Source organism: Brevundimonas sp., assembly GCF_029946145.1.
Lineage (GTDB): Bacteria > Pseudomonadota > Alphaproteobacteria > Caulobacterales > Caulobacteraceae > Brevundimonas.
Genome location: NZ_JAQSDY010000009.1, coordinates 63,669 through 80,197, shown reverse-complemented (window position 1 = coordinate 80,197; position 16,529 = coordinate 63,669). Strand labels below are relative to the sequence as shown.

The 16,529-nt window shown below is 69.6% G+C and carries 19 protein-coding genes; 7 read left to right on the top strand and 12 right to left on the bottom strand.

All coding sequences use genetic code 11. From position 1 onward, the window contains the following. Positions 1 to 22: 22 nt before the first annotated feature. The gene (locus tag PSV23_RS02710; protein WP_300465973.1) at positions 23 to 1,906 is read left to right on the top strand and encodes a M20/M25/M40 family metallo-hydrolase; all 1,884 of its coding nucleotides are present in this window, start codon (positions 23 to 25) and stop codon (positions 1,904 to 1,906) included. After that, positions 1,903 to 2,355 (top strand): MaoC family dehydratase, encoded by a 453-nt coding sequence (locus PSV23_RS02705; protein ID WP_300465972.1) that lies wholly within the window; start codon positions 1,903 to 1,905, stop codon positions 2,353 to 2,355. Before PSV23_RS02710 ends, PSV23_RS02705 begins: the two co-directional genes overlap by 4 nt. Positions 2,356 to 2,358: 3 nt before the next feature. On the opposite strand, the gene PSV23_RS02700 is transcribed toward PSV23_RS02705, so the two are convergent. The 9 genes from PSV23_RS02700 to PSV23_RS02660 form a co-directional block, all read right to left on the bottom strand. Next, positions 2,359 to 3,906: a bifunctional GNAT family N-acetyltransferase/carbon-nitrogen hydrolase family protein gene (locus tag PSV23_RS02700; protein ID WP_300465971.1), complete on the bottom strand. Its 1,548-nt coding sequence runs from the start codon at positions 3,904 to 3,906 to the stop codon at positions 2,359 to 2,361. A 101-nt stretch (positions 3,907 to 4,007) separates the two neighbouring features. Further along, positions 4,008 to 4,784, bottom strand: coding sequence for a YkgJ family cysteine cluster protein (locus PSV23_RS02695; RefSeq protein WP_300465970.1), 777 nt, complete (start codon positions 4,782 to 4,784; stop codon positions 4,008 to 4,010). Between the two features lie 32 nt (positions 4,785 to 4,816). Beyond that, positions 4,817 to 5,227 carry a hypothetical protein gene (locus PSV23_RS02690; RefSeq protein ID WP_300465969.1) on the bottom strand — a complete coding sequence of 137 codons (411 nt, stop codon included), beginning with the start codon at positions 5,225 to 5,227 and terminating at the stop codon, positions 4,817 to 4,819. A 62-nt stretch (positions 5,228 to 5,289) separates the two neighbouring features. Beyond that, positions 5,290 to 5,718: a hypothetical protein gene (locus tag PSV23_RS02685; RefSeq protein WP_300465968.1), complete on the bottom strand. Its 429-nt coding sequence runs from the start codon at positions 5,716 to 5,718 to the stop codon at positions 5,290 to 5,292. A gap of 61 nt (positions 5,719 to 5,779) precedes the next feature. After that, positions 5,780 to 6,550 (bottom strand): hypothetical protein, encoded by a 771-nt coding sequence (locus PSV23_RS02680; protein ID WP_300465967.1) that lies wholly within the window; start codon positions 6,548 to 6,550, stop codon positions 5,780 to 5,782. A 35-nt stretch (positions 6,551 to 6,585) separates the two neighbouring features. Next, positions 6,586 to 6,990 carry a hypothetical protein gene (locus PSV23_RS02675; RefSeq protein WP_300465966.1) on the bottom strand — a complete coding sequence of 135 codons (405 nt, stop codon included), beginning with the start codon at positions 6,988 to 6,990 and terminating at the stop codon, positions 6,586 to 6,588. After that, positions 6,987 to 7,496: a hypothetical protein gene (locus PSV23_RS02670; protein WP_300465965.1), complete on the bottom strand. Its 510-nt coding sequence runs from the start codon at positions 7,494 to 7,496 to the stop codon at positions 6,987 to 6,989. Before PSV23_RS02670 ends, PSV23_RS02675 begins: the two co-directional genes overlap by 4 nt. 18 nt (positions 7,497 to 7,514) lie before the next feature. After that, a complete protein-coding gene (locus PSV23_RS02665; protein ID WP_300465964.1) occupies positions 7,515 to 8,399 on the bottom strand; it encodes a CsgG/HfaB family protein in 885 nt (294 codons plus the stop codon). A gap of 2 nt (positions 8,400 to 8,401) precedes the next feature. Then, a complete protein-coding gene (locus tag PSV23_RS02660) occupies positions 8,402 to 8,527 on the bottom strand; it encodes a hypothetical protein (protein WP_300465963.1) in 126 nt (41 codons plus the stop codon). Positions 8,528 to 8,830: 303 nt separating this feature from the next. Between PSV23_RS02660 and PSV23_RS02655 the strand changes: the two genes are divergently transcribed. From PSV23_RS02655 to PSV23_RS02645, 3 genes are all read left to right on the top strand, one after another. After that, complete coding sequence (locus tag PSV23_RS02655) at positions 8,831 to 9,229, top strand: hypothetical protein (RefSeq protein ID WP_300465962.1); 399 nt, start codon at positions 8,831 to 8,833, stop codon at positions 9,227 to 9,229. A gap of 316 nt (positions 9,230 to 9,545) precedes the next feature. Beyond that, entirely contained in the window at positions 9,546 to 10,631 is a 1,086-nt protein-coding gene (gene recA / locus PSV23_RS02650; protein WP_300465961.1) for a recombinase RecA, read from the top strand. 369 nt (positions 10,632 to 11,000) lie between these two features. Next, positions 11,001 to 11,465 carry a hypothetical protein gene (locus PSV23_RS02645; RefSeq protein WP_300465960.1) on the top strand — a complete coding sequence of 155 codons (465 nt, stop codon included), beginning with the start codon at positions 11,001 to 11,003 and terminating at the stop codon, positions 11,463 to 11,465. 11 nt (positions 11,466 to 11,476) lie between these two features. Here PSV23_RS02645 and PSV23_RS02640 read toward each other — a convergent pair whose 3' ends face one another. Then, a complete protein-coding gene (locus PSV23_RS02640; RefSeq protein ID WP_300465959.1) occupies positions 11,477 to 11,896 on the bottom strand; it encodes a VOC family protein in 420 nt (139 codons plus the stop codon). A gap of 85 nt (positions 11,897 to 11,981) precedes the next feature. On the opposite strand from PSV23_RS02640, the gene PSV23_RS02635 reads away from it, so the two are divergent. After that, the gene (locus tag PSV23_RS02635) at positions 11,982 to 12,506 is read left to right on the top strand and encodes a MarR family transcriptional regulator (RefSeq protein ID WP_300465958.1); all 525 of its coding nucleotides are present in this window, start codon (positions 11,982 to 11,984) and stop codon (positions 12,504 to 12,506) included. A 72-nt stretch (positions 12,507 to 12,578) separates the two neighbouring features. Further along, the gene (gene alaS / locus PSV23_RS02630) at positions 12,579 to 15,242 is read left to right on the top strand and encodes an alanine--tRNA ligase (RefSeq protein WP_300465957.1); all 2,664 of its coding nucleotides are present in this window, start codon (positions 12,579 to 12,581) and stop codon (positions 15,240 to 15,242) included. Here alaS and PSV23_RS02625 read toward each other — a convergent pair. Continuing rightward, positions 15,239 to 15,796 carry a DUF2939 domain-containing protein gene (locus PSV23_RS02625; protein WP_300465956.1) on the bottom strand — a complete coding sequence of 186 codons (558 nt, stop codon included), beginning with the start codon at positions 15,794 to 15,796 and terminating at the stop codon, positions 15,239 to 15,241. The genes alaS and PSV23_RS02625 overlap by 4 nt on opposite strands. 73 nt (positions 15,797 to 15,869) lie before the next feature. Then, positions 15,870 to 16,472 (bottom strand): DUF2939 domain-containing protein, encoded by a 603-nt coding sequence (locus PSV23_RS02620; RefSeq protein ID WP_300465955.1) that lies wholly within the window; start codon positions 16,470 to 16,472, stop codon positions 15,870 to 15,872. Positions 16,473 to 16,529 lie beyond the last annotated feature (57 nt).

Below are 16,529 nucleotides of genomic sequence, written 5' to 3'. Positions count from 1 at the left end.
CGTTCATCGGGGAGGATGGATCATGCGGCTGCTCTGGCTGGTCGGATCGTTGGCGCTGGCGTTGCTGATCGCGGTGCTGACCTTGCAGAGTCCACGCCCGGTCCCGGCGACCGCCCCGGCGCCCGTATTCTCCACCGCACGGGCCATGGCCGACGTGCGCGAGATCGCGCGACGCCCGCATCCCGTCGGTTCGGCGGACCATACGCGGGTTCAGGCCTACCTCCTCCAGCGGATGGCGGCCCTCGGCCTGCAGACCTCGACCCAGGCGGGCCCGCTTTCGCCCGAAGCGGTGCGGCGGATCGAGCGCGACGACCGGTCCGCGGCCGGGATCGAGGTGACCAATCTGATCGGCGTCCTGCCCGGACGTGACCCGCGCCTGCCCGCCGTCGCCCTGATGGCCCACTATGACACCGTGCCCGACTCCGCCGGCGCGGCGGACGACACGGCGGGCGTCGCCGCCATTCTCGAGACCGTCCGCGCCATCCGCGCGCGGGGCGCCGCCGACCGCACCCTGGTCGTCCTGCTGACCGACGGCGAGGAGCTGAACCTGGACGGGGCCCGCGCCTTCTGGGGCGGGCACCCCCTGCGCGACCGCATCGGCGCGGTGGTCAATCTGGAGGCGCGCGGCGGCGGCGGCCGGGCCATGATGTTCGAGACCGGCCGCGGCAACGCACAGACCATCGGCCTGTTCGCCCGCGCGGGCGTCCGGGCGACCGGCGGCGTCTCGTCCAATTCGCTGGCGGTCTTCGTCTATGAGCTGATGCCCAACGGCACCGACTTCACCATCCCCAAGGACCGCGGCGTCCAGGGGATCAATCTCGCCTTCATCGGCCGCCCGGCCCAGTATCACGCCGACGTCTCGACGCCCGACGCCCTCGATCAGGGCAGCGTCCAGCACATCGGCTCCCAGGCGCTGGAAACCTCGGACGCCCTGCTGCGCGCCCCCGCCCTGCCCGCCACGACGCAGAACGTCGTCTACTCGGATCTGTTCGGACAGGTGATCGTCGGCCACGCCCCGGCGACCGGCTGGCTGCTGCTGGGACTGGCCTTCATCGGCTGGGGCGCGGCGCTGTGGCGGGCGCGGTCGCGCGCCGGCCTGACCTTCGCCGAGGTCGGACGCGGCATGGTCGACGGCCTGTGGTTCCTGTCGACGGGCCTGGTCCTGACCCAGGCCGTGCGGCTGCTGGCCGGACCGCTGTCCGGCCGCGCCGAAAGCGCCGACGCCTACTACACCCTGCTGGCTCGCCTGCCGTGGATGGAGGCCGGAGCCGCGCTGACGGTCCTCGCCCTCGCGCTGGCCCTGCTGGGCGGGCGGGCGCGGCCCGACCGCCGCATCGTCGCCGGAGCCATCGCGGCCGTCGCCGCCGTGGCCCTCGTGCTCGGCGGGGTGAACGTGATCGTCATCGGCGCCTCCGCCGTAGCCATCGGCCTGTCGCTGGCCCCGGGCCTCGCCGCCCGCTCGGCCTGGGGCGGATGGACGGGACTGATCGGCCTGATCCTGCTCGTCGCCGCGACGGCGCAAGGCTTCGCGCCCGAGGCGGCCTTCCTGTTCGTCTGGACCGGCCTGCTGGCCGCCCTGACCGCCGCCGTGGCCGCCTTCGCCGATCCCGGCCTGATCCGCGCGCGGTCGCTGGCCCCGGTCGCTGTCGCCGCCGCGCTGGCGGCCGGCTGGATCACCGGGCTGGCCCACACCGTCTTCCTCGGCATCGGCATGGACCTGCCCGGCGTGCTGGTCCTGCTGGGCCTGCTGGTGCTGATGTTCATCCGTCCGCTCAGTCCCGAGCGGGCCATGGCCCGGCCCCTGCTGATGGCGGCGATGGCGGTGCTGCTGCTGGGCGCGGCCCTGTCGGGCGCGGCCCGCTTCGCCGAGCCGGACCGGGCTCCCTCGACGGTCGCCTCGGCGTGACCGCGCGGGCGCCGCTGTATCTGGAAGACCTCCACGTCGGCCAGATCTTCGTCACCCCCTCGGTGACCGTCACCACCGATGAGATCAAGGCCTTCGCCCGCCAGTTCGACCCCCAGCCCTTCCACCTCGACGAGGCCGCCGCCCAGGACAGCCTGTTCGCCGGACTGGCCGCCAGCGGCTGGCACACCGCCGCGCTGAGCATGCGGCTGCTGGTCGACGGCCTGCCCATCGCCGGCGGCCTGATCGGCGTCGGCGGCGAGACGACCTGGCCCCGCCCGACCCGGCCCGGCGACACCCTGACGGTTCACGTCGAGGTGCTGGAGATCACCCCCTCGAAATCGCGCCCCGACCGCGGCATGGTCCGCACCCGAAACGAGACCCGCAACCAGCTCGGCGAGCCGGTCCAGATCTCCAGCCTCGGCATCGTCGCCTGGCGCCGCCCCGCCTGAGCCTCAGCCCCCGTCGGCCCACACCGTCTTGTACAAATCGAACCGGCGGTCGCGCAGATTGCGCACCGTCCCCTGCGACTTGGCCCAGGCCAGGTCCGACAGGTCGAGGTCCGCCACCGTCACCGTCTCGACGTTCTCGCTCGCCTCGGCCGCCACCCCGTCCCGCGCGAACGGGAAGTCGCACGGCGTCAAGATGCACGACTGCGCATACTGGATGTCCATGTTCTCGACGTTCGGCAGATTGCCGACATTGCCCGACAGGATGACGTAGCACTGGTTCTCGATGGCCCGCGCCTGCGAGCAATAGCGCACCCGCAGATAGCCCTGGCGGTTGTCGGTGCAGAACGGCACGAACAGCATTCGCGCGCCCTCGTCGACCAGCCGACGCGCCAGTTCCGGGAACTCGGAATCGTAGCAGATCAGCACCCCGATCGGGCCGCAGTCGGTCGGGATGGCCTGGACCCGGTCGCCGCCCTTGATGTTCCACCAGTGCCGCTCGTTCGGCGTCGGGTGGATCTTCTCCTGCTCATGCACCGAGCCGTCGCGCAGGAAGACATACGCAACATTCTGGATATCCCCGTCGTCCGTCTGCGTCGGGTGGGAGCCGCCGATGATGTTGATATTGTACTCGACCGCCATCTTGCGCAGCGCCTCGACGAAGCGGGGCGTGTAGCGGGTCAGGGCCTCGATCGACTCGACCGGGCTCAGCTTCCTGGACTCCAGCGACAGCAGCTGCAGCGTGAACAGCTCGGGGAAGACCACGAAGTCCGACCGATAGTCCGAGGTCACATCGACGAAATATTCGATGTTGGAGATGAACTCCTCGAAGCTGGCGACCTTGCGCGCCTGCAGCTGCACCGTCGCCACCCGCACCGTCTCCTTGACCGCGAAGGCGGCTCCGCGGCCGTGCGTCTCGGTATAGTAGGGGTTGCGCCACACCATGTGCGCCGCATGCCCCATCGAGGCCGTGTCCGAGGTCAGATAGTTCTCCAGCACCCCGATCGGCTCGAAGCCGCCGCGCATGTGGAAACCGATCACCGGGTCGTTCAGCTTGCGCGCCGTGACCGCGTCCAGATATTCGCGCGCATCGGGATAGGCCGCCTTGCGCCGCGCCAGCCCGGGCATCCGCCCGCCGAAGACGATGCCGCGCAGGTTCTCGGCCTCGCACAGGTCGCGCCGCGCGTCATACAGCCGCTGGCCGATGCGCAGCCGCCGCCGGTCCGGATCGACGCACACCTCCATGCCGTAGAACCAGTCCCCGACCGGATCGTGCCGCGCCGCATAGCCGCCGCCGGTGATCTGGGTCCAGGTGTGTGGCGACATCGCCGTCTTCTCGTCGATGCGGAATCCGGCGGCGTAGCCGACGATCTCATCGGCGTATTCGACCACGAACTGGCCGTCGGGGAAGGCCGCGATCTGGCCGCGCAGCATCCCCGGCGTATAGGCCGGCATGTCCTTGTAGACCTTGGCGACAAGGGCCGAGATGGCGGTCACATCCGCCAGTCTGGCGTTGCGGATGGACAGGACGGCGGGCTTGGAAGGTTTTGTCATGCGCCCTGAACGCATGGCGAAGCTTGGGGATCAAATCCTTTCCCACCAAGTTCCCAACCATCCACACAAGACGATTTACCGCTGGCATTCGTCCCGTGATGTCACAGGCCGCCGATCACCTGTTTCAGGATGTCGGCCGCCGGTCGGTCACGCGGCGAAGGCGGCGCCTGGGCGTCCTGCACCAGCGACAGCACCAACGGCATCCAGCCGTCCCGGAGATCGGCGTTCAGCAGGGCCAGCGACGGCCGGGCCTCAAGGGTCACCCTTTCGATGCCCGGAGACAGGGCGGCGCACAGGTCCGGCGGCGAGGTGACCAGATATTCGCGACATGACAGCGGCCGGTCGGCGTGGATCGAACACGCCTCGTCCTCCAGGAAGGGACAGGCGACGCCGGCGGCGAAATACTCGCGCGCGATCACCTGGCGATCGTCGCGGTTCCGGTCCAGCCGCTCCATCAGGCCGAGCGGCTCCAGGGTGTCGAGGGCCGCGTCGAAGCGGCGGCGCACGCGTTCGCGCCGGGGTTCGGGCATGGCCTCGACCAGCCGGGCCAGGGCGCGCGCCTCGGCGGGGGCGACCGGCACCAGTTGGCGGCAGCAGGCCCCGCAGCCGGCGCGGCAGGATATCTCCCGCCCGTCCGCCTCGGCGCGCGCTGTCGCCCGCGTCGCGAACAGGCTGCTGAGACCGTGAACGATGGGCAGCAGGTCCTCGACCGCGACGGGGCCGGCCGGCACGGTCATCTCGACCGGAATCCGCTCTCCCCCTACCGCCAGCATCACCCGCCCGACGGTGGTCGCGCGTCCGTCCGGCGGGATCGCCGACAGGCGCACGACCGCGTCTTGGTCAGGATCGACCCGTTGCGGCGGCGTCCCGCGGCGCACGCCGGCGCGCCTGGAGCTCGTCCCTTCGGCCACTATCGCCGGCTGGGACCGGCCCGGTTATTCCCCGGGTCGGCCGGCAGGGCGCACTGCTGAACGCCGTCCCGCGTGACGACCTCGCCCCGCTGGGCGATGCAGGCCTGGACGCTGTTCACACGGTCGATCTTGAGGAAAAAGTCGACGGCTCTCGTCTGACCGGCGGGGCCCGATGGATCCGACGGGGTAGCCCGACAGGCGCTGAGCCGGGCGTCAGGAATGTGTTTGCCGTCGGCGCAGGCTATGAACTGGGCGTCCTGGTCAATGTGATCCCGGTTCGAGGTCGTTCCGGGAGCCGTGACGACGGTCCCTGGCGACGGACGCGCGCTTTCCTGGGCCTGGACCGATACGACGACGACGCCGAGGTCGAACATGGCCGCGCCGGCCAGAATGATTGCTGTCTTCCGCATGGTGTGCATTTCCTTGTTGCGGCCATTGGGACGGGCGAACCGTCGGCGGGGCCCGGTCAGGTCTAACGCGTGGTCGATACTGCCCCCATTGCCGAATTGGCCTCCTCGCGGCGGGCCGTCGCCGGCAGGCGGCACTGCTGGACGCCGTCGACAGTGATCACCGCGCCCCGGCGGCCGATGCACGACTGGACTGTATTCACCAGATCGATCTTGATGAAGGCTACCGGGTTTGATTTGTCGATATAACGATCACGACTGCTTTGACGCACGCCGTTGTCTGTACTCCCACTCAAAGTGACGGTCCCGAGGGCACCGGCGCGCTCGTCACCCGTTCCGGTGGTCCCGCGGGCATCCTGTCCCTCAGAAGCCGGAACGTTCGTCCCAGGTCGGATCAGGGGTTGCTGAGTTACCTGCTGCGCTTGGGCTGTAACGGCCACGATCCCCAGGTCGAAGGCCGCGGCTGTTGCGAGGATGAGGGCTGTCTTTCGCATGGTGTTCGGTTCCTTGTTGCGGTCATTGGGACGGGCGAACCGTCGGCGGGGCCCGGTCGGTCTAACGCGTGGTCGATTCTGACCCCATGGCCTTGTTGGGGTCTTCGCCGCGGGCCGTCGCCGGCAGGCGGCATTGCTGGATGCCCTCATGCATGACGACGACGCCGCGTCGCGCCGTGCAGGCCTCGACCGTATTCACCCGGTCGATCCTCCCCCATGACCAAGACTCAATGTCGATGGGTCCGCCGGATGGGTTGGCGGTCGCCCGCGTTTCTCCGTTATCTGGGCGACCCCTGTTCGACATCCGGCCGCCGCCGGTTCCACCAATGCCGTTGACGGGGACCGAGGCCTCGGCGGCGATGACTCCGCCCGATGAGTTGACGGTCGCCCGCGCGTCTCCGGTCTCTGCCCCCGATGCGCCGCCCGGAGCCGGTGGCGCGCTGGCGCGGGAGGTCGCCTCGGTCAGGGTGACGCGGACGCGACCGCCGCCGCGCGGGATGACGACGACCAGCCGTCGTCCGTCGGTTCCGAGGATATCGGCCCGCCCCCGATCGCCCGGCATGATGGGCGCCGAGACCTGGACCGTCCGTCCCACCTCGACCCGCGCGACGGCCGGACGCCGCAGCGTCTGCACGGCTGGAATCAGGACTACGGCGCGGCCCTCCCCGACGGCGAACTCGGCCCGGCCGAGGTCATCGGTCGTCCTTGGCGAGACGAGCCCCTCGGGATCGTGCTCGAGGCCGACCTCCACACCCGGAATGGGGTCGCCTGGGTTCACGAAGGCCGCGAGCAGCAGGCCGATGGCGGCGATGATGGCGATGCGGGCTGTCATGGTCAGTCTCCTGCATTCGTGATCGGATCGGACGGTCACCGGCGCGTCCCGGCGACGGGACCGGCCTCGGTCAGGGTGACGCGGATGCGGCCGCCGCCGCGGGCAGCCACGGTGGTCAGCCGGCGGCCCGCCGGATCGACGGCGTAGACCCGGCCCCGGCCCGGCCTGATCGGCGCGGAGGTCATCGACGGCGCGTCGTTGACCGGCGTGACGGTCACGACCGCCGGCGCCGTGGGATTGGTCAGGAAGACCGAATAGCGTCCGGGTCCGACGGCGAAGACGACCTCGCCCCGGGCGTCCGTGCGGCCGGACGCGACGATCGGGTCGGGGTCTCCCTCGAGGCCGATGGGTATGCCTACGATCGGCGTGCCCACCGTGGCTTGCCCGAAGGCCGCGAGCAGCAGGCTGGCGGCGGCGATGGCGAGAAGGCGACGGATCATCGGCGGTCTTCCCGTGGTTGGGGAATTAGTGGGGTCCCGCGGCGCGGTCCAGCGGCGGGGCCAGCCCCGGTCAGGGGGCCGTCGACCCGACCATCATTGACCTGGCGGTGCACGATATCGGTATCATCCCAGACGCTCAGGGTGACACGAACGCGGCCGCCGCCGCGCGGGACGGTGGTCACCAGCCGGCGTCCCGCAGCGTCGACCGCATAGACCCGGCCCCGGCCGGGCCTGATCGGCGCGGAGGTCATCGAGGGCGCGTCGTTGACGGGCGTGACGGTCACGACCGTCGGGGCCGAGGGGTTGGTCAGGAAGACCGAATAGCGGCCGGGTCCGACGGAGAAGACGGCCTCGCCCCGGGCGTCGGTCCGGGCGGGGGCGGCGAGCCACTCGGGCTCGCCCTCGAGGCCGATGGGTATCCCTTGGATCGGCGTGCCCGGCGTGGCTTGCCCGAAGGCCGCGAGCAACAGGCCGATGGCGGCGATAGCGACAGGTCTGACGGTCATGGTCATCTCTCGAGGCTGTTAGTCCGCTTTCAGCACGTCGCCGCGCATCGGCGGCTCGCCGTCGAGAATGCTGGCGATGGACAGTCGGGCGCGCACCGTTTCGACCCGGACCCGGCCGACGCGGGACATTTCGACGTCCAGCACCTCGCCGGTGCCGGGATCGGTCAGGGTGCGGCCGGGCCGCCAGACGCTCAGGGTCAGGCCGGACTGGACGTTGCGGTCGGCCCCGGCGTTCAGATAGACGCCGTTGTCGGCGGCATCGACCACCAGCGCCGACCATTCCACCCCGCGCATTCCCCCGGCGATCTGATCCACCGCCTTCATGATGGCGTCCTGGCCCGCCTGGCCGATGGGGGTGGCGCGGAAGATCTCGCCGCCCAGTCGCCCGCCGCCCCAGCTTTCCACCAATCCGGCTTCCGAGGTGCGCGACGAGGCGCGCCCCTGGGCGCTGGAGGTCGAGACGACCTGGCCCGTGGCGGCGTCGATCAGGCGCAGCGCGATCTCCATCACCGCGGTCTGGCTGCGGGTGCTGGCCCGGCCGCCCAGCAGGCCGCCCAACGGGCCGCCGCTGATGCTCAGCCCGCCGCCGCCCGCCGCCGCTTCATATTTGGTCACGGCGGCGCGCACGATGGCGCTGGGCGCGATCCCCCCGCCGGACCCCTCGACCACCAGGAAGCGGCCGTCCTCGACCAGGGCCTGGGTCAGCATGGCGGTCATGCCCTCGGCGGTGACCGAGCCGCCGACCGCCTCGGTGGCCAGGAAGGTGTCGACCGCGATGGTCTTCTTCAGCCCGTCAAAGGCCGCGCGAGTCTGGGGCCGGGCCATCGCCGGGGCGGCGAGGCCCGCCACGGCAAGGGTCGCGCCGGACAGCACCAGTCGGCGGTTCAGGGTCAGGTCGGTCATGGTCAACGCACCAGTCGTATCGAGCCGGCGACGGCCACGGTTGGGAGGGGTGCGCGCGCCGGGGCGGCGGTCGACAACGCCAGGCCCGCCAGACTGGCCAGCCCGATCAGACCCCCTCGCGATGTCATGATGACAGTTCCAGTATCCGCTTGAATATCGGCGGTTTCTCAGGCTGGTCACGGTTCAGCTTGGCTGTCAATGCGGCTTGAATAGTCAGAACCCGGAGCATGGCTTCAGCGACAGTCGTCTGGAGACTCGGGCAGAACGCCAATCCCGGCTCGATGAAGACCTCGTCAAGTTTGACCGGAAGGCCTATCGGCCCATGGGACTCTCCCGACGGGATGACAGGCTGTATTGACAGCGGGGCCTCCCGGTGACCAGCGTTGTCCGACCGCAAGCGGCGGCCGGCACGGCCTTGCGGGAAACCCGACATGACATCGAGATTCAGACTCATCGCCCTCATCGGCCTTGCCCTGGCCGTCTCGGGGGCGGCGATCAACCCGGGCGAACCGATCCCCGGCGTCGATATCTACCTGGGCAAGAATCCCGGGGGCTCGCCGATTGTGGTCGCGACCTCGGATCGGGAAGGCCGCTTCTCGGCGCGTGTGAGGGTCGAGCGGGGCGAATACGCGGTCTCATCGGCCTGCTCTCCCCGACAGGCCTGCCCGCCAAACAGGCAGCTGACGCTCACTGTCGATGGGCGGCCTGTCAGGCCCGACGCCCGGGGCGTCTACCTGTTTCCGGTCGGCGCGAGCCTGGGCACGGTGATGCTCAGCGGACGGGTCGAGATCTTCGACCGATGGGGACGTCAGAACCAGACCCCCCGGTAGCGCCGAACTCGCTGGCGCTGGCGTCGGGTTGAGCCGCCTCTCGCACAGGGCCGCGAAGCAGACGTCCCGACGCCTGTTGAATCCTGAATGTCGGGTTTCCGGCAGGTTGGCGCGGAGAAGACCGGGCGCACCGCCACGCGCGCGGCCTACGTCAAAATCGGACGTACCCCTCCGCCGTTCCGAAAAGAACATATTGGCAACCGGAACAAACCGTGCACATATTGCCGCTCACAGGGAGTGGGTCACGGTCATCGGACCGAAGGCGGGCCTCTCCCCCGGGTACCGGTTGGGAATCATGGCAAGGGAGAGCGGCAAGGTGGCGGCACAGGCGAATCTGAAATTGGTGACCCGGGACGACGGCGACAAACAGCGGGCTCTGGAGGCGGCGATCGCCCAGATCGACCGCGCCTTCGGCAAGGGCTCGGTGATGAAACTGGGCCGGGGCGGCGCGGCGCTGGAGGCGATCCCGTCGGTCTCGACCGGCTCGCTGGGCCTGGACATGGCGCTGGGCATCGGCGGCCTGCCGCGCGGCCGGGTGATCGAGGTGTTCGGGCCGGAAAGCTCAGGCAAGACCACGCTCGCCCTGCACACCGTGGCAGAGATCCAGAAGGCCGGCGGCACCGCCGCCTTCGTCGACGCCGAACACGCGCTCGATCCGGGCTATGCCCAGAAGCTGGGCGTCAACCTCGACGACCTGCTGGTGTCCCAGCCCGACACGGGCGAACAGGCGCTGGAAATCGTCGACACCCTGGTGCGTTCGGGCGCCGTGGACATCGTGGTGGTCGACTCCGTCGCCGCCCTGACGCCCCGGGCCGAGATCGAGGGCGAGATGGGTGACAGCCTGCCCGGCCTGCAGGCCCGACTGATGAGCCAGGCCCTGCGCAAGCTGACCGCCTCGATCAACAAGTCGCAGTGCATCGTCCTGTTCATCAACCAGATCCGTCACAAGATCGGCGTCATGTACGGCTCGCCCGAGACGACCACGGGCGGCAATGCGCTGAAATTCTACGCCTCGGTCCGCCTCGATATCCGCCGCACCGGCGCGATCAAGGACCGCGACGAGGTCGTCGGCAACACCACCCGGGTCAAGGTGGTCAAGAACAAGGTCGCCCCGCCGTTCCGCGAGGTCATCTTCGACATCATGTATGGCGAGGGCATCTCCAAATTGGGCGAGATCATCGACCTGGGCGTCAAGGCCGGCATCGTCGAGAAGTCGGGCAGCTGGTTCTCCTACGACAGCCAGCGCATCGGCCAGGGCCGCGAGAACGTCCGCGCCTTCCTCAAGGCCAATCCCGACATCGCCGACTCGATCGAAAAGGCCGTGCGCGCCTCGACCACCAAGATCGCCGAGGAACTGCTGGGTACGCCCGAACCCGACGAAGGTCAGGACCTCGAGGGCTAGGGCGACAGAGTCCGATGTGTCCGGAGAGTCCGCGGTTTTCGCAGCGGACTCTTCGTCAGACCCCCGGGTCCGGCGAGTCCGAATTGTCCGCAACTTTCGCGGACCGGACTCTCGTCCTCGCAAAGACCTTCTCCGGCCGGGTCCGCCGACCCGCCATCCGACCCCGCCGGGCCGGGCCGGACGAAGCGGCCGCTCGATCCCCACCCGGATCGGGCGGCCTTTTTTTTCGGCGTCATGCTGAAAGTCGTGCGGCAAACAGGGTTTCAGGCCGGGGCGGCGTAAATAACCGACTTGTACTTAAATGTAACCAAATCAACGACTTGAACTCTCCCCACGACCTGGCCATTCTCGGACAGAGGGGGACGATCCATGAGCAGGACGCGAAACATTGTATCGGCGGCGGTTCTGGCGGGCCTCGCGGGCGGCGCGGCGGACATCCTCACCGCCTTCGTCATCTATCGCCCGGCGCCTCCGATGCGCATTCTTCAGGCGGTGGGCAGCGGACTGCTCGGAACGGCCTCGTTCCAGCACGGCCCCGGCTCGGCCGCCGTCGGCCTCATCGCCCATTTCGTGATCGCCATCATATTCGCCGCCATCTTCGTCGCAGCGGCGCTCCAGGCCCCCGTGGCGCTGCGCAAGCCCGTCCTCTCGGGGCTGCTGTACGGCGTCGTCGTCTATGGCGTCATGAACGCCATCGTCGTGCCGCTGTCGATGGCCGCCGAGCGGACCACGCCTCCCGACCACATGACCGCTCTGGGCCTGATGGCCCACGCCTTCTTCGGCGTGGCCCTGTCCCTCGTGGCGGCCCGGATGCTGCGGAAAACCGCGGCCTGATCCTCGCCCCTTCAGGCCCGCAGTTCGACGCCGTTGCCTTCGGGATCCCGGATCGAGAAGGACATGCCCTCGCCGTTCGCGCCGTACCGGACCCCCTCGGACTCGACCTCCACGCCGTGCCGACGCAGATGTTCCCGGGCGGCCTCGGGCTCGAAGGCGGCGATGCGGATGCACATATGGTCGAGGTTGTGGGCGTCCGGCCCCGGGGCCGCGCCGCCTCGCCGGCCAACCACCCCGTCCACGGACACGAGGTCGATCAGCGAGGACCCGGCGCGCAGCTGAACCAGCCCGATCTCGTCCTGCCGCCGCTCGACGGGGCAACCCAGAACGCGGGTGTAGAAGTCCAGCGACCGGTCCAGATCCCTGACGCGAAGCACGACGTGGTCGATGCCGGTGACCGTAAATCCGGTGGCGTGGCGGGTGGCGATCATATCCGTTTCTCCTTGGTGCAAATGTCGGGACCAGTTATCTTGACACCAAGATAACATCACTTGTCTCGATGTCAAGATAGTTTCAATGTCCGATGCGCACGACCATATCGACCGTCTCCGGGCCCAGTGGGCGCGGGAGCTTCCGGACCTCGACACCTGCGGGATGGAGGTGCTGGGCCGGGCGCGGCGCATCGTCCTGAGAAGCCGGCCGGCGATCGAGGCCGTCTTCGCCCGGCACGGCCTGGACGCCGGAGAGTTCGACGTCCTGTCGACCCTGCGCCGTTCCGGTCCGCCTTACGCGCTGAGGCCCACCGAGCTGTACCGGTCCCTGATGATCTCGTCGGGCGGCCTGACCGACCGGCTGAACCGGCTGGCCCGCGCCGGCATGATCACCCGCCCCCCCTCGCCCGAGGACGGACGCAGCCTGCTGGTCCAGCTCACCGACAAGGGGCGGGCCGCGACGGAAGCTGCTTTTCGCGAGGACATGGGAGTAGAGGCGGCGATGCTGGCGGTGCTGGACGACGCCGACCGCATGGCCCTGGCCGACCTGTTGCGCAAACTCGCCCTCGGCATGGAAGCGGCGCCGGAAGCGGAGAACGCCGATGGGTGATGCGTTCGGGACGAAACACCTATATGGACGCTGGCCTCCCCTGACCTCCTCCAGACGCGTTTGCGACCAACCATGTCCAGCCTGAACCAGATCCGCTCGACCTTCCTCGACTATTTCGCGGCCGACGGGCACGAGAAGGTCGCCTCCGCGCCCCTGGTGCCGCAGAACGACCCCACCCTGCTGTTCGTCAATGCGGGCATGGTGCCGTTCAAGGACTACTTCACCGGCGCCGCCACCCCCCCGTACAAGCGCGCCGCCAGCTCGCAGAAATGCGTCCGCGCGGGCGGCAAGCACAACGATCTGGACAACGTCGGCTACACCGCGCGCCACCACACCTTCTTCGAAATGCTGGGGAATTTCTCTTTCGGCGACTACTTCAAGGAACACGCCATCGAGATGGCGTGGAACCTCTGCACGAAAGAGTTCGGCCTCGACGCCGACCGCCTGATGGTCACCGTCTACATCGACGACGACGAGGCCTTCGACCTGTGGAAGAAGATCGCCGGCCTGCCGGACTCCCGGATCGTCCGCATCGCCGGCTCGGACAATTTCTGGTCCATGGGCGACACCGGCCCCTGCGGCCCCTGCACCGAAATCTTCTGGGACCACGGCGACCACATCCCCGGCGGTCCTCCCGGCTCGCCGGACGAGGACGGCGACCGCTTCGTGGAGATCTGGAACAACGTCTTCATGCAGTTCGAGCAGGCCGCCGACGGCAGCCGCACCCTGCTGCCCAAGCCGTCGATCGACACCGGCATGGGCCTCGAGCGGATCGCCGCCGTGCTGCAGGGCGTCCATTCCAACTATGAAACCGACCTGTTCCGCACCCTGATCGCGGCCTCGGAAGACGCCACGAACACGAAGGCCGAGGGCGACCGCACCCCCAGCCACCGCGTCATCGCCGACCACCTGCGCAGCTCGTCCTTCCTGATCGCCGACGGCGTCACCCCGTCGAACGAGGGCCGGGGCTACGTCCTGCGCCGGATCATGCGCCGGGCCATGCGCCACGCCCACCTGCTGGGCGCCGCCGACCCCCTGATGCACCGCCTCGTGCCGACTCTCGTCGCCGAGATGGGCGAGGCCTATCCGGAACTGCGCCGCGCCGAGGCCTTCATCACCGACACGCTCAAACAGGAAGAGATCCGTTTCCGCACCACCCTGGGCCGCGGCATGGGCCTGCTCGAGGACGCCTCGCGCGACCTCGGCGAGGGCGGCGTCCTGTCGGGACAGACGGCCTTCACCCTCTACGACACCTACGGCTTCCCGCTGGACCTGACCCAGGACGAGGCCCGCCGCCGCGGCTTCACCGTCGACACCGACGCCTTCGACGCCGCCATGAACGAGCAACGCAGCCGCAGCCGCGAGCACTGGACCGGCTCGGGCCAGACCGCCTCGACCGGCGAATGGCTGGCCCTGCGCGACCGCCTCGGGCCCACCGCCTTCACCGGTTACGACGCCGTCGAGGGATCGGGCGAGGTTCTGGCCATCGTGCGCGACGGCGCCTCGGTCGACGAGCTGCCGCCCGGCGAAACCGCCGAGGTCCTGTTCGACCAGACCCCCTTCTATGGCGAGGGCGGCGGCCAGGCCGGCGACCGCGGCGAGATCGAATGGACCGACGCCCATGGTCAGCAGGGCTCGGCCACGGTGCTGGATGTCCAGAAACACGCCGGCGACCTGTTCGCCCACCGCATCGAGGTGACCTCCGGAACCCTGGCCGTCGGCGCCCGGGCCCAGCTGCGCGCCGGCGCCGACGCCCGCCTGACCACCCGCGCCAACCACTCGGCCGCCCACCTGCTGCACAAGGCGCTGGCCAATGTGCTGGGCGGCCACGTGGCCCAGAAGGGCCAGATGGTCGACGCCGAACGCCTGCGCTTCGACTTCAGCCACAACGCCCCGGTCACCGAGGATGAGCTGGCCCGGATGGAGGATGAGGTGAACGCCGTCATCCGCCAGAACCTGCCCGCCGAAACGAAGATGATGGGCCCCCAGGAAGCCATCGCCGCCGGCGCCGTCGCCCTGTTCGGCGAGAAATACGGCGACGAGGTTCGCGTCCTCACGCTGGGTCGCGCCCTGATCGGCGAGGGCCCCTATTCGGTCGAGCTGTGCGGCGGCACCCATGTGGCCCGCACCGGCGACATCGCCCTGTTCAAGATCACCTCCGAGACCGGCATCGCCGCCGGCGTGCGCCGCATCGAGGCCCTGACCGGCGAGGCCGCCCGCCAGTATCTGCTGGCCCAGGCCGGGGTGGCAAAGTCGCTGGCCCAGTCGTTCAAGGTCCAGGTCGCGGACGTTCCGGCCCGCGTCGAGGCCCTGACCGCCGACCGCCGCGCGCTCGAGAAACAGGTCGCCGACCTGAAGAAACAGCTGGCGCTCGGCGGCGGCGGGGCCGCGGCCAATGCCGCGCCGGAAGAGATCGGCGGCGTCAAACTGATCGCCCGCGTGCTGGACGGCGTCGACGGCAAGGGCCTGCGCGGCGTGGCCGAGGACTTCCGCAAACAGGTCGGCTCGGGCGTCGTCGCCCTGATCGGCCTCACCGACGGCAAGGCGGCGGTCACCGTGGCCGTCACCTCGGACATGACGGGCAAGGTCAACGCCGCCGACCTGGCGCGCGCGGCGGTCATCGCCATGGGCGGACAGGGCGCGGGCGGCAAGGCTGACTTCGCCCAGGGCGGCGCCCCCGACGGCTCGAAGGCCGAGGCGGGTCTGGCGGCGGTGCGGGCGGCTCTGGGAGTCTAGGCCGCCGGCGCGCTCTGCAAATCCACCGCGGCCAGCTTCCAGTCGAACAGACCCCGCCGCTCCATGATCAGCGCCAGATGGTCGTCGGGCCGGTCGCGGTCGGTCAGGGTGACGGCGAACTCATTCAGGCTGCGATAGCCCCAGGCCTGATGGATGTCGTTTCCGTCCCGCTTGTCGGCGGGATCGGGATCACCGGGCTTCGTCGGATCGGGCGCCTCGGCAGTCGTTACCATGTTCGCCACCACCTCGGGCGTCACCAGCGTGTCCACCGCGCCGGATAGCAGCATGGGCGCCAGCATCATGCCGAGGCCGCCCAGCCCGCTTTCGACCACGCGCGGATCGCGCCGCATCCGGGCGATCAGTTCGTCGTTCAGCTCGTCCTTCAGGCTGGTGCGGAGCGACGGGAAATCGACCAGCTGCTCGATCCTGCGCTCGTCACCGGCCTTGGCGGCCTTGATCAGGGCCCTGGCAGCGAGGATGGGCGACGCCGCCCATGCGAGCATGAACACGGCCACGGCCGCCACGGCGACGCCGATGATGATCTTTCTGGTCATGCTTCCCTCTGGCGTCGAAACGCCTTCCCGTCGTCACGGTAACCGGGAATCGGCCGGCAACGCCAGTCCGCGATCAGCCGCCCTTGCCGGCGCTGTTGCCGACCGTCGGCACGGCGCGGGTCGGCGCCGGCGCCACGCCGTCGGGCAGGCCGATATGGACCAGCTTCCATTCGAACGGCCCCTTGCGCTCGAAGGTGAAGATGGTCTCGGAGCCGCCCTCGTCGGTGACGCTCATTCGGGCGCGGTTCATGCCCCAATAGACCGGCTTCGGCATCGGCCCGCCCGTGGTCGTGGCGTCCGGCGACGGCAAGGGGCCGCCCGTGCGTTGCGCGGCGTAACGGCCCTCTCCCCGGGTCAGGGCTGCGAGAGCGGGCGGAGTCAGATAGACCTCGACATCCGGAGCCTGGGGTGCGGCCGCCTGTTCGATCTGTCGACGTACGGCGCCGATCGGGTCTTCCATGAAGGACGGGGCCGGGGCCATGGCGGCGGGATTGCCGTCCAGCTGGGGCCGCAGCGACTGACGCACGGCCGCGTAGTCGACCAGCCGCGCCAGGCCGGCGGCGTCATTGGCCTCGGCCGCTGATCTCACAGCGAAGAAGGCGACGCCGGGGGCGGCGAAGAAGCTGATCACCGCAATGGCGATGAAAGCGACGATGAGCCTGCCGACAAACTTCATGGATCGCCTCCCCGGACGGACCATCAATGCACAGGAAGGCTCAGGTTCCAATGTCCC